This window comes from Anaerotignum propionicum, assembly GCF_024461735.1.
Lineage (GTDB): Bacteria > Bacillota > Clostridia > Lachnospirales > Anaerotignaceae > Chakrabartyella.
Genome location: NZ_JANGAD010000001.1, coordinates 375860 through 388835 on the forward strand (window position 1 = coordinate 375860; position 12976 = coordinate 388835).

A 12976-nucleotide genomic window follows, 5' to 3' on the forward strand; every position below is an offset into this window, starting at 1 on the left:
TATGGCATCGGATATCCACAGTGGGCATCGGGAACGAATGAGACAGAGGTTATTACAAGAGGGTGGCGAAGGTTTTCATGACCACGAGCTTTTGGAAATGCTTCTCTATTATGCTGTACCAAGGGGAGATACCAATCCCTTAGCTCATAAAATGGTAAAGGAATTCGGTTCTTTGCCTACGCTGATGGAGGCTGAGCCCATGGATATTTCTCGTCTTTGTGGCGTTGGTTTAAATACGGCTATATTGGTTTCACTGCAAAAAGAAATCAGTAAGCGGTGCATACAAGCCCGATGGCGTGATAGACCCACGCTGAATTCCTTGAGCCTTGCCGTTGAATATTGTAAATCCTTGATGGCGTATAAAAACAGAGAATTTTTTTATGCAGTATGCTTAGATAATAAGCGTAGAGTGATTAATACGGTGCAGATTGCCGAAGGTACAGTAAACTCAGCAGCAATACACCCGAGAGTTGTCATGGAGGCAGCATTAAAATTACAGGCTTCGGCGGTAATTTTTACCCACAATCATCCTGGAGGGAATTGTAAGCCAACCTTTGATGATATTGATACAACTGCTAAACTGGCAAAACTCTTATTTGCAATAGAAGTTCAGTTAATTGACCATATTATTATTGCAGATGGTATGGCATTTAGTTTTTTGGAGAATAAATTATTAAATAAAGAAGTAATGGAGGGACAATTATGACAAAAAGATTATTTCGTTCTAGTACAAACGTAAAAATTTCAGGAGTATGTGGCGGCATTGGAGAATATTTTGATATTGATCCAACGCTGATTCGCTTGCTTTGGATTTTGGTAAGCTTATTTACAGGTGTTCTCTTGGGTGTGTTGGCGTATGTGATTTGTGTATGCGTGGTTCCTGTGGATACAGGCTATATTGACGGCGAGTATAAAGAAAAGCAATAATTGCGAAAGAAATGAGATAAAGGGTGGCACTGGGAAGCTTTCGCAGGCCATCTTTTTCATTGTGATATGAGAGGAGAACGAACATGGCAGAGGATAAAAAAAGGATTTTCAGTGGAATGCAGCCATCAGGCTTAATTACTTTAGGTAATTATTTAGGCGCACTGAATAACTGGACAAAGCTGCAGGATGACTATGATTGTTTGTATTGTATTGTAGACATGCATGCAATTACGGTGCGTCAGGATCCTGCAAAGCTGCGTAAGCAGGCAAGGGATTTATTAACACAATATCTTGCTGTTGGGTTAGATCCTGAAAAAAATATTATTTATTATCAGTCTCATGTACCTCAGCATGCAGAATTGGGTTGGATTTTGAATTGCTATACTTATATGGGTGAACTGAACAGAATGACCCAGTTTAAGGATAAGTCTGCGAAGCATGCAGACAATATCAATGCTGGATTATATACTTATCCTGTTTTGATGGCGGCAGATATTTTGTTGTATCAGACGGATTTGGTTCCTGTGGGTGAGGATCAGCGTCAGCATTTGGAAATCACCAGAGACATTGCGGCTCGTTTTAACGGTGTTTATAGTGACACCTTTAAAATACCCGAGGCATATATCGGTAAGGTTGGGGCGAGAATTATGGCGTTACAGGAGCCAACCAAAAAAATGTCCAAATCTGATGAAAATAAAAATAATACCATTGCGTTGATGGATGAGCCTGCAGTGATTTTGAATAAATTCAAACGTGCCATGACAGACTCTGACAATCAAGTGCGCTTTGGAGAAGATAAGCCTGGTATTTCCAATCTTTTAGGAATTTATTGTGCTGTAACAGGGGTTTCTCCAGCGGAGGCAGAAAGAGAGTTTGCCAATACCGGCTATGGTAACTTTAAGATGGCTGTAGGTGAAGCGGTTGTAGCCAAATTGGAGCCAATTCAACAGCGTGTAAAAGAATTGGAAGCGAATAAGGATTACTTGGATAGCGTGATTAAAAACGGCGCTGAAAAAGCAGGTAGAATTGCGGAGAAAACTTTGTCAAAAGTACAGAAGAAGGTTGGTTTTCCTTCAAAAATCCGCTGATGGTTTTTTTAACCAAAGAAAATGGCTTTTGAAAGGTCTATTCTAGTGAAAATTAGTTTTTTACTGAAAAAAATAGATTCCAAACTCGGTAATATTAACCGATTATTTAATTCATGTTCATATTTTGTTCAAAAGGATGCGCTATACTCATATCATAAAATAAATGAACGGAGGAATATGATATGTTTGACCCTGAAGATATGATTCTAAATAATAAAAAAAATAATGAACCAGAAGATACTAAATTGAACGAACCGGAAATGTCTAATGAACCGGAGAACGCAGAAGAATCTGAAATGGCAGCCCAGCAGGAAATAATAGAGGGCTCTGTGATTGAAGATGAACTTTCTGAGGAACAAAAGGTTGATGAAGAGGACATGGATACCGATGGATGTTCCTGCGGTAATGCTCCAAATGGAGAGGGCCCTTCCCTTCGGGAATACCGCTATGAGGAACAGGTGAAGAAAACTCCAAGAAAAAGAAGAAATTGGGCCAAGTTTATAGCAGCATGCTTAATTGTAAGTGTGGCTGGCGGTGCAAGCATGGGGGCTGGTTATGGTGCGGTGAAATATTATTTTGCCGATGAACCTGTTGTTAGCAACACACCAGTTATCGCTCAAAAGGTTTCTTCAACTACGGGGCTTTCTGCAGTGGATATTATCAAAGGGGTAAAACCCTCTGTTGTCAGTATTTCTACGAAGGTTTCAGGAGCGGCCGATTATTTTGGTTCCTTTAGCGTGCCTTATGAGGCCAATGGAATGGGCAGTGGTGTAATTTTCTACTCCGATGATGATAAAGTAGCAATTGCAACGAATAACCATGTAGTTAACGGTGCAAGTTCTATTTTTGTTACTTTTGAGGACGATGCCAGCGTTCCAGCAAAGGTTGTTGGTACGAAAAGTGAATCAGACCTTGCAGTTATTACTGTATCATGGGATGCATTAAAGAGTGCAGGTGTAAAAAATGTAAGCGTTGCAAGCTTTGGTGATTCTGATCACTTACAGGTTGGGGATAGCGTAATTGCCATTGGAAATGCAATGGGCATGGGTCTTTCCGCAACGGATGGTATGATTAGTATGACAGAACAAACCATAAACGTAGAAGGAAATCAGCTGAATGTTTTGCAAACAAGTGCAGCAATTAACGGCGGAAATAGCGGTGGCCCCTTGGTAAACAGTGCGGGTGAGGTAGTAGGTATCAATACTGCAAAATACAATTCTTCTATGGCTGAAGGAATGGGCTATGCAATTCCAAGCAACGTGATTAAGCCCATTGTGGAAGACTTGCTGGAGAATGGAACACAGCCTAGGCCTTATATCGGTATCAAAGGTACCAGCATTACTTCCGAAAACGCAGACCTATATAAACTGCCTGTAGGTGCTTTGATTATGGAAGTTGCAGAGGGCGGTCCTGCGGAAAAGGCCGGCATTATGGTAGGCGATATTATTACCAGCTTTAATGGAAACACAGTTATGGATATGGATTCCCTAGTGAAAATTGTTGGTGAAACAAAGGTGGGGGATACGGTAGATGTTCATGTTGTAAGAGACGGTAAGACCGGTCACGATTTGAAGATGACCATTGAGGATAAAAATAGTTAAGAGGAATGAAGCATGAAAGGGTGTTAGCCAGGCTACACCCTTTTTCTATGTTTGAAAACTAGTTTATAAAAGGCATTTCCTAAAAGGGGATGTTATTTTTATTTATGGAGAAAATTATGTAAAATGTGTCGCACAACTTCAACAAAGCATGAAACCCTATTGAAACAGTGAAAAGGTGGTGTTAAAATTGAAAAAAGAGGAAAAAGGGAGGCTATGCATGAAGAAAAAACGAGGGATTGCCATATATCGGGGGCTTTTTGCTGTCCTTACGAATAAAGATTTTTTAAGAAGGATTAATTTAAAAAAGAAAACAGTCATAGCGTTTCTGGAAAAAGAGTATTGGCTAGAGGCAATTGATGACATCATTGACAGCCAAGAAATATCCTGCCAAAGGGTTCTTTTTTACTGCGAAAAAATCCTTTCTTCTTTGGCAAAAGAGGTGCCGGAGGAAGGCTGGCTGACGTATATATTTCGCTATTTAATTAAAGGCATTTACCCACATCGTAACGATATCATTCTCAACACCAATGAACGACAAAGTGTGTCGTTTTATTTGGAGGTACTGCGTTTTTTTCTAAATTACGAGAGAGAAAACGTGCCTTTTGCCTTGCATAAAGATTTTGCTTTTGCCACTGGAGTCGAAATGGATAATAGCCCTTATGAGGTGCAGTATGCCAGATTTCTTGATTGCTTTGATAAGCAGTATATTTACGAGATTATGCGCATTGGCCGAGAGGTAACTCCCTTTGATGCCCTTGCCCATGTTGCGGGAGTCCATTATATTGCCATGCATATCGGGCGGCAGTTGGCCATGGCAGATGTCCCTGTGGATTTAGGGCTGATTTCAGGGGCGGCGGCAGGGCATGACCTTGGAAAATATGGATGTAAGGACAATGAGGTCAAACGGATTCCGTATTTGCACTATTACTATACAGATATTTGGTTTAACAATAATGATCTTTCTGATATTGGGCATATCGCTGCAAACCATTCCACTTGGGATTTAGAATTAGAAAATCTTCCTGTGGAATCTTTGATATTGATTTATGCGGATTTTCGAGTAAAAAGCAAGGGCTTTGAGAATGGAAAAGAAATCATGGGAATGTATTCCTTGGAGGATTCCTTCCGTGTGATTTTGGATAAGCTGGATAATGTGGATAAGGCAAAGGAAAATCGCTATCGTCATGTGTATTCTCGTTTGGAGGACTTTGAGCAGTATATGCATTCCATTGGGGTAAATACGGATTTAACCAAAGATACCCTAAGCGAAGTTTTCCACAAGGAATTGGCCTTGTTGGATACCAATGAAACAGTGGATGTGTTTAAAAATATTGCAGTGGATCACAATATCCGTTTGATGCATAGATTAAGCCGAGAGGCATCCTTTGGTGCAATTTTGGAGACAGCACGTAGTGCCAGAGATTGGAAAAATTCCAGAGCTTATCTTAATATTTTCTCGGAGTACTTTACCTATATGAACCAAAAACAGAAACAGATGTCCATCAGCTTTCTTTATGAATTGATGGTGCACCGAGAGGGAGATATTCGCCGTCAGGCAGGAGATTTACTGGGAAATATGATTGCCCATTATGACATTGCCTATACCAAGGAGCTGCCTCCCCATGTAAACATTGTTTTGGACGAGGTAACCAGCTTTGATATGTGGGAAAAATACCTCTATATGATTATTAATCCCGATCATAAAATGATAGATAGGCATCGCCGATGGCTGGGATACGGCCTAAAGCGTGTGGTAACTTCTCTGTTGGAAAATTGCAAGGAGGAGGTAAGAGGAAAATATATTGCTTCCTTCTTGGAATATTTTAAAAGCAAAGACTGGGGCGAGGATACAGCGTTTATTCTGATTGATACGCTGCCTTCTATACCTCAAGGCTTATTAAACGAAGAGGAACAGGGGATACTGCTCTCCTTTATGGAGAATTATGCAGCTCAACAGTCCTTGGAAATTCGGGCAGCAATTCTCTTGAATTTGAAGGATATGGCGGCAGATTATTTGAAAAATCATAAGCTGGTAGAAAGCGTTATTAGAATTGTGGAAAGAGTGACCATTAAGGGTAATGTAAGCTTAGAATTTTTGCTTTATATGATAGGGGAAGCATACGGAATTAAAGATGTTATCCGCGGTGTATCCTTCCGACGTATATTTGAGGATGACCGAGTGGTTTCAGATATCTTTTTAGAGAACTTAAAATCTGCCACACCTTGGAAAATTAAAATTATTAATATTGAGCTTTTGTATGAACGTATTCATCTGGGTTTATCTATGCCAAAGCTTCATGTTGCCACTCATCTATCCAATTTATTAAAGATAAGCGAACAGGTAACGGTTCGCCATTTTGCTGGGGAGACATTGGTCAAGCTTGCACCCCTTCTATCTTGGGATCAAAGAAATGAGGTTGCCATTGAGTTAATCAAAGGTCTTGAAATTGGTGAATTTGAATTTTCTAAATATATCCCCCAATACCTAGGGGAATATGTTATGTATTTGCATCCCAAGGAGTTAAATGAATTCTTATTGGAAATTTGCCGCCTGCAATGCAGTACCAATGAACGTATTGCCAGTGTTGCTTTAGATACCCTAGGGGTCATGGTGCGTCATTATGAAAAATACAGCGCTAGATTTCCTGAATATATTGCCATTTACGAAGAAAGAAAAAAGAAAATCATGGGCATGATTTTAAGAGGTTTTGCTACCTATCAGACCAATGTAAATAGAGAAGCCTTTTGGGTTGTAGGCCATGAATTGTTTGGAAGCAACGGATTAACCCTTCGGGAGAAGAAAAATATTTTTGCGTTTATCAGCAAAAAGCTGGTTACTATGACAGATAAAGCAGAGGATTCAGAGCTTGGCTTTTTTAATGACACCGCAAGCTGGAATGCCATCTATCGTTTTATCAGCGATTATTTGTTTACAAAAGGCAGCTTTTCCTTTCAAGAGCCCAATAAGGTGGCTTTCTTTCCTGGCAGCTTTGATCCCTTTTCCTTGGGGCATAAGGAAATTGCAAAAGAGATTCGGGATTTGGGCTTTATTGTTTATTTGGCGATTGATGAATTTTCCTGGTCGAAAAAAACCCAGCCTCATATGGTTAGACGACGGATTATTCATATGTCTGTGGCGAACGAAGAAAATATCTATCTATTCCCCGAAAATGTGCCTGTAAACATAGCAAATCCTGAAGATTTGAAGCGCTTAAGAGAACTGTTCCCTGGCAAAGAGGTTTATATGGTAGCAGGCAGTGACGTTGTGCAAAATGCATCTTCCTATAAAATTCAGCCTGTGGAGGACTCCATTCAGACTTTCCCGCATATTCTTTTCTTACGGGAGACGGGTGATGACACTGTGCAACAGAAGAAAAATACCTATGAGTCTATTCAAAATGAGGTTCTGGAGTTAAAACTTCCCACTCATTTTGAAGATGTGAGCTCCACAAGAATTCGAGAGAATATAGACCATAATCGAGATATTACCAACCTCATTGATACCGTAGCCCAAAATTATATTTATGAAAATAGCTTGTATCTTAGAGAACCCCAATATAAACAGCTTTTAGAAACAAAAGCGGTGGAGGTTTCCCATTTTTCCGACGTAGAGGAGGCTGAGGGCGTTATTTTTGGCAGTACCATTCCTTCGGAGATGGTAAATTATTTATTGGATGCTCTCCATAGTGAAGGAAGCGGTATGACTGTAGTTTTTGATAAGTTTGGTAGAGGAAAGCCTGATGGTATTATGGTTTACCGCCATATCTCAACAACGGAGCTTTACAGTGAATTTGAAAATATTGATACTGCAAGCTATATTCGTGAGAATACCTCAGGAAAAATCATTATGTTTGAAGCCTGCTATATCAGAGAAAATTCAAAAATTGACGATTTGGAGCAGATTTTATTTACGGAATCCATAGCGAAAGCCTTAAAAGAGGACTATACCTATGGTGTTTTCAGTCTTAGATCTGGATTTGTTAGTGAAACCATTCAAGATGTTTTAGAACGGCAGGGCTTTTTAAAGCTGATTAGTAATACAACCAGAGATATTTATGTTGTAGATATGAAAAGCCCAATTACGTTGTATCATAATTTGCAAACGGCAATCAAAGAGCCGTTTAACAGCAATGAAAGGGTTTTAAAAACAATTCAAGAAACCCATCATCGTTTTCAACGAGCGTTGACAAAGCTGAACCCGGGAGAATTGGTTATTTCCTTTGATGCAGGAATGATGCACAATCGGTTGATAGAGTTGATTACAAAGGCAAATGGTGTTCCCAAAGAGCCAACAGCAATACGCACGCTTGGCCCGAATATGTGTGTTCCCTTTGGTAAAATTTTAAAGGGTATTGTGATTCCCAATACAGTTACAAAGGTTTTGCATACAGAAAAAGAATTTGACAGAGAAATAAAGTCCTTTAAGATTAAGGAATTTCCACAGTATTTGCCTCTGGATTGTCAAGTTCGCATGATTAAGTCCTTCCGACGCCCTGTCATTTTGGTGGACGATCTTTTGCATAAAGGTTATCGCATTCGGGAGCTGAATCCTTTATTTCAAGAGGAAGCAGTGGATATTGACCGCATGGTTGTGGGTGTTCTTTCCGGACGAGGTCGAGATCTAATGGAAATTCAGGGAAGACAGGTGGAAAGTGCTTATTTTGTTCCTTGCTTAAAGGCGTGGTTTGTGGAAACCACGATGTACCCCTTTATTGGAGGGGATGGTGTAGAACAGCTAAGAGGTAGAAACAGTAATATGATTGATTCGGTAAACTTAATTTTGCCTTATGTAATGCCAGGTTTCATACAGGATGCGTCTAAGGAGGCCATTTATGATTTGTCAATGACCTGCTTGCAAAACTCCAGAGATATTCTTCGGACACTGGAGATGGAATATCAAAGAGCATTTGAGCGAAGTCTAACACTAGACAGATTAAGCGAAGTTGTGATTTCGCCAAGATGTCCTGATAACGGCAGTAGTATCCGATACGATACCCATTTACCTGCGTCTGTCTATTTAGAAAACGATATTGAGCGGTTGGTTCGCTTGAAGCACTTGGTGAAGTAAAAAGGGGGATTACAAAATGAAGAGATGTGAATTTCAACAGGGTGTTATGATTCCGGTATCATTTCCCCGAGAGAGCAGTAAGGGTTTTTGCAGATTGACGCATTTAGGTCAGCTTGCGGAAGGTGAGGGCTTATTTTGCCTTGACAGCAATGCCTTGGAGGAAAAAAGTCAAGACATTTTAGAGGAAATGAAAGAAAAATATGGATTGGATTTGGAAAAGGGCAATGCCACCATGGTGAATTTAAATTGGGGAACGTTGGAGGAATGGAAGGAGCGGTTGGAAAAACCGCAACAAGAGAAAAAAAGAGTGCATCTTTTAGCCCTTGGGGATGTGGGTAGTACCGTTTTGACAGCACTAAAGCTGTTAGGCGGTGACTGTATTCATACATTGGGGATTTTTGATGTTAATGAAAACGTGTGCAAAAGATGGGAAAGCGAGTTGAATCAGGCGGCTTTCCCTTGGGAATATGATAAATTGCCAGAGGTAGTTATTTTAAAAGAGGATGAGCTTTTTGATTGCGATATGTTCGTTTTCTGTGCCTCGAAAGGGATTCCTCCCGTGGGTTCCCAGGTGAAGGATGTTCGTATGGTGCAGTTTGAGGCAAATCGGGGGATTATATCCATTTTTGCAAAAAAAGCTAGAAAGTGTCAATTTGAGGGTTTGTTTGCAGTGGTTTCAGACCCTGTAGACCCTTTATGCAAGGCCGCATTTTTGGCGAGCAATATCGATGAAAAGGGGAGTTTTGATGGAAAGGGCTTGCGCCCTGAGCAAATTCAAGGCTACGGATTAGGAGTCATGAATGCCCGTGCCGCTTACTATGCGAAAAAAGAGGAACGCTTTTCTTCCTTTTTAAAGGAGGGGAGAGCCTATGGTCCCCATGGGCAGGATTTGGTCATCGCAAATAGCATTCTCACTTATGATGATTCCCTTTCCAAGGAATTAACCCAACTTGCCATTGATGCAAATTTACGTACCAGAGAATTGGGATTTAAGCCATATGTTGCCCCTGCCATTTCCTCTGCGGCAATTTCTCTTATTTTGACCCTACGTGGAGAATGGCATTATAGCTCCAATTTTTTAGGAGGAGTGTATATGGGCTGTAGAAATCGCACCACTCCTTGGGGGTTAGAATTGGAGAGTCAACCTTTACCAAAACAGCTTTTTCACCGATTGGAAAATGCCTTCCATGGACTGGAGGAGATTGAATGAAAGAAAAGCTGACCTTAATTTATCCTCGATGTGAGGATGTAATTCGTACAAAGCGTCTTTCTGCACTGTTGGAGGAGGTTTTGGAGCCTTATGAGGTGGAAGTGATTGAAACTGTGGATGCCTTTCATCCATTACAAAATTGCCGCATTATTTTCGCCATTCCGTTAGGAATTTCTGGTATCAACTTAGAGTTTTTTCGTTTTCTAAAGAAAATGCGTATAGACCCAACCTTTTTTGAGGGAAGTGTAGGGGGCATAATCATAGATGGTGAAAGTGAGCTTTATACAAAATCTGTGGCCAGAGGGCTGATGTTTACGGCTAACAAAGCGGGCTGTTCCTTCCCGGGGCGAGCAATGGTTGAGGGCACTAAGGATTTGTTGAACTACAATATTCAAGCCATGAGATTGGATGCAGGTAACCTAACTGCATATCATGTTTCTGCAAAGGAAATGGTAAAACGAGTAATGTCGTATCAGCAATACCCTAAAAAAAGAGGGAATATTCTTGTGCTTCATGCCAGCAACTATAGCACCTCTAACACAGCGCTTCTTTGGGATATGGTTAAGGATCAGTTGCAATATTGCGATATTACGGAGATATCCCTAAGGAACGGAACCATTCAGGATTGCAGTGGTTGTCCTTATCGTATGTGCATGCATTTTAGTGAGAAAGCCAGTTGCTATTACGGTGGCGTGATTACCAAGGAGGTTTACCCTGCAATTCTTGCTTGTAATGCAATGGTGATACTCGCTCCTAACTATAACGATGCGTTAAGCGCAAATATTACAGCATTTATTAACCGATTGACTGCACTTTTTCGCACCAATCAGTTTTACCAAAAATATTTGTTCTCCATTGTGGTCTCCGGCTATAGTGGGGGAGATATTGTTGCAGAACAACTGATTAGTGCTTTGAGCATGAACAAGACCTTCCGTTTACCGCCTCGTTTTTCTATGGTAGAAACGGCTAACGACCCAGCAAGTATATTAAAAGTTGAGGGAATAACAGAACGTGCCACTGCCTTTGCCCAAGGGATATTGGAGGTGCTGGTGGAGAAGAAGAACCAATAACCATTAGTCATTAATTTACATTTAAATTGTTAGACTGATTTTTACTGGAAAGCAAAGAATGTTCTATGCAGGGGCAATCAAAAATTGCTTTTTCTACGAGTTATTTCCAAGGAAATGTACGCGTTTCTTCCTTTTATAAGAATTGTAAAAGCATTTTAGGCACTTCCCTTTTAAACAAGAAAGAGGGAAGTGCCTAATTGTTTTTTATTTACCACTGGCGCCGTAGTTGGAAAGGACACGGGCAGAAGGGTCGTTTACGTTACAACCTTCCCAATCCTTGTTTGGCATCCAGAAATCTTTCACCATTTTTGCCTGACCTGGATAATACTTTTCAAAAATCTCTCGGTACATCAAGCTTTCTTTTGTAAATGGTGTTGCAAAGTCATATCTTTTGCATCTTTCATCAAATTCTTCGTCGGAGCAGATGCTTTGTGCATATTCTTTTAAATCATCAACCATGGAGTGGCCCACGGCATCGCTGAAAGCGGCCTTTTCACGATAAAGGATAGCTTGGGGCAGCCAATCTCCTTCAAAGGCATGGCGCAAAAGGTATTTTCCAATGCCATAGGAGTTTTGCTTCATTGCCGGGTTAATGGACATCACATAGCGTACAAAGTCTAAATCTCCAAAGGGAACTCTTGCTTCCAAAGAGTTTGCGGAAATGCAACGGTCTGCCCGTAGAACATCATACATATACAGCTCCTCTAAGCGCTTTTTAGCCTCTGCTTGAAATGCCCCGGGGGAAGGTGCAAAATCAGTATATTTATAGCCGAAAATTTCATCGGAAATTTCCCCTGTCAATAAAACTCTAACATCTGTTTTTTCGTGGATTGCCTTACAAATCAGATACATTCCCATACTAGCACGGATGGTGGTAATATCGTAGGTGCCAAGGGTATAAATAACATAATCCAAGGCCTCCAATACATCTTCTCTTGACATAATGATTTCTGTATGTTCCGTGTGAAGATAGTCTGCAACTTCTTTTGCATAGCGCAAATCAATAGCGTCCTTGGCCATACCAATTGCAAATGTACGAATGGGTTTCTTTAAAACCTTCGTCGCAACGGAGCAAACCAAGCTGCTGTCTAAGCCGCCGCTTAATAAAAAGCCCAAAGGAGCATCGGCATCCAATCTTTTTTCAATACCTTTTACTAACAATTCTCTGATTTTAGTACAGGTTTCCTCTAAGCTGTCAGTGGAATATGATTCAACTGTTGTTAAGTCACAATAGCGAACGAATTTGCCATCCGCATAGTAGTGTGCGGGAGGAAAAGGCATAATCTCAGCGCAAAGATCCACTAAATTTTTTGCTTCGCTGGCGAATACAATGGAACCATCTTGACAATATCCATAAAATAATGGACGAATGCCAATGGGGTCCCTTGCGGCGATGAAAGATTTCTTTTTGCCATCATAAAGAATTAAAGCAAACTCAGCATCTAGCAGCTGAAACATATCCAAGCCGTATTCTCTATACATAGGCAGAATGATTTCACAGTCGGATTCGCTGACAAAGGTATATTTTTCAGCCAACCTTTCCTTTATCCTACGAAAACCATAAATTTCTCCGTTGCAAACCACAGCATCCTCTTCGTAGGTAAAGGGTTGCATGCCGCTTTCTGATAGTCCCATGATGGCAAGTCGATGAAAGCAAAGCATTCCTTCGCCAACTTTTAATGTACGGGACATATCTGGCCCTCTGGATACAGTACGTTCAAAGCACTCCATCACTTTTTGTAAATCCTGCATTTTTTCTAAACCCATAATTGAACACATAAAAAAACACCTCCGAATGTAGTATGCAGCTAACAATCCTAATAATAAAAATTAGGACGAATAGCTGCCATCCGCGGTGCCACCTAAATTACTGTAAAAACAGTCTCTTTCTGGGTTCAATAAAACCCGTGTCCCTTAACGGGGGACAAACCGTCTCACCTACTGCTCCTAATAGAGGTTCAGATCGAAGCTAAGAAGTGTTATTCATATAAAAGCCTACGCAAAGTTTCCAC

The 12976-nt window shown here is 40.6% G+C and carries 8 protein-coding genes and 1 other annotated feature (1 of these 9 only partly in view); of the genes, 7 read left to right on the forward strand and 1 reads right to left on the reverse strand.

Annotation, left to right across the window (positions count from 1 at the left end; genetic code table 11):
• Nucleotide 1 precedes the first annotated feature (1 nt).
• From radC to NE558_RS02025, 7 genes are all read left to right on the forward strand, one after another.
• Nucleotides 2–706 carry a RadC family protein gene (gene radC, locus NE558_RS01995; RefSeq protein WP_256148239.1) on the forward strand — a complete coding sequence of 235 codons (705 nt, stop codon included), beginning with the start codon at nucleotides 2–4 and terminating at the stop codon, nucleotides 704–706.
• A complete protein-coding gene (locus NE558_RS02000) occupies nucleotides 703–927 on the forward strand; it encodes a PspC domain-containing protein (RefSeq protein WP_256148240.1) in 225 nt (74 codons plus the stop codon). Before radC ends, NE558_RS02000 begins: the two co-directional genes overlap by 4 nt.
• Before the next feature lie 83 nt (nucleotides 928–1010).
• A complete protein-coding gene (gene trpS / locus NE558_RS02005) occupies nucleotides 1011–2015 on the forward strand; it encodes a tryptophan--tRNA ligase (protein WP_256148241.1) in 1005 nt (334 codons plus the stop codon).
• Between the two features lie 182 nt (nucleotides 2016–2197).
• Nucleotides 2198–3616 (forward strand): S1C family serine protease, encoded by a 1419-nt coding sequence (locus NE558_RS02010; protein ID WP_256148242.1) that lies wholly within the window; start codon nucleotides 2198–2200, stop codon nucleotides 3614–3616.
• Nucleotides 3617–3833: 217 nt separating this feature from the next.
• Entirely contained in the window at nucleotides 3834–8684 is a 4851-nt protein-coding gene (locus tag NE558_RS02015) for a nicotinate-nicotinamide nucleotide adenylyltransferase (protein WP_256148243.1), read from the forward strand.
• A 16-nt stretch (nucleotides 8685–8700) separates the two neighbouring features.
• Nucleotides 8701–9894: a lactate dehydrogenase gene (locus NE558_RS02020; RefSeq protein WP_256148244.1), complete on the forward strand. Its 1194-nt coding sequence runs from the start codon at nucleotides 8701–8703 to the stop codon at nucleotides 9892–9894.
• Nucleotides 9891–10964 (forward strand): flavodoxin family protein, encoded by a 1074-nt coding sequence (locus NE558_RS02025; RefSeq protein WP_256148245.1) that lies wholly within the window; start codon nucleotides 9891–9893, stop codon nucleotides 10962–10964. Before NE558_RS02020 ends, NE558_RS02025 begins: the two co-directional genes overlap by 4 nt.
• A gap of 204 nt (nucleotides 10965–11168) precedes the next feature.
• Here the strand turns inward: NE558_RS02025 and asnB are convergent, their stop codons facing one another.
• The gene (gene asnB, locus NE558_RS02030; protein WP_256148246.1) at nucleotides 11169–12743 is read right to left on the reverse strand and encodes an asparagine synthase B; all 1575 of its coding nucleotides are present in this window, start codon (nucleotides 12741–12743) and stop codon (nucleotides 11169–11171) included.
• Nucleotides 12744–12792: 49 nt separating this feature from the next.
• Nucleotides 12793–12976: a binding site (T-box leader), on the reverse strand (it continues 58 nt past the right edge of the window).

Bases quoted from the DNA above. Each gene is read 5' to 3' on its own strand.
- trpS (WP_256148241.1), top strand. From the start codon at position 1,011: ATGGCAGAGGATAAAAAAAGGATTTTCAGTGGAATGCAGCCATCAGGC.
- asnB (WP_256148246.1), bottom strand. From the start codon at position 12,743: ATGTGTTCAATTATGGGTTTAGAAAAAATGCAGGATTTACAAAAAGTG.
- radC (WP_256148239.1), top strand. From the start codon at position 2: ATGGCATCGGATATCCACAGTGGGCATCGGGAACGAATGAGACAGAGG.
- NE558_RS02025 (WP_256148245.1), top strand. From the start codon at position 9,891: ATGAAAGAAAAGCTGACCTTAATTTATCCTCGATGTGAGGATGTAATT.
- NE558_RS02010 (WP_256148242.1), top strand. From the start codon at position 2,198: ATGTTTGACCCTGAAGATATGATTCTAAATAATAAAAAAAATAATGAA.
- NE558_RS02000 (WP_256148240.1), top strand. From the start codon at position 703: ATGACAAAAAGATTATTTCGTTCTAGTACAAACGTAAAAATTTCAGGA.
- NE558_RS02020 (WP_256148244.1), top strand. From the start codon at position 8,701: ATGAAGAGATGTGAATTTCAACAGGGTGTTATGATTCCGGTATCATTT.
- NE558_RS02015 (WP_256148243.1), top strand. From the start codon at position 3,834: ATGAAGAAAAAACGAGGGATTGCCATATATCGGGGGCTTTTTGCTGTC.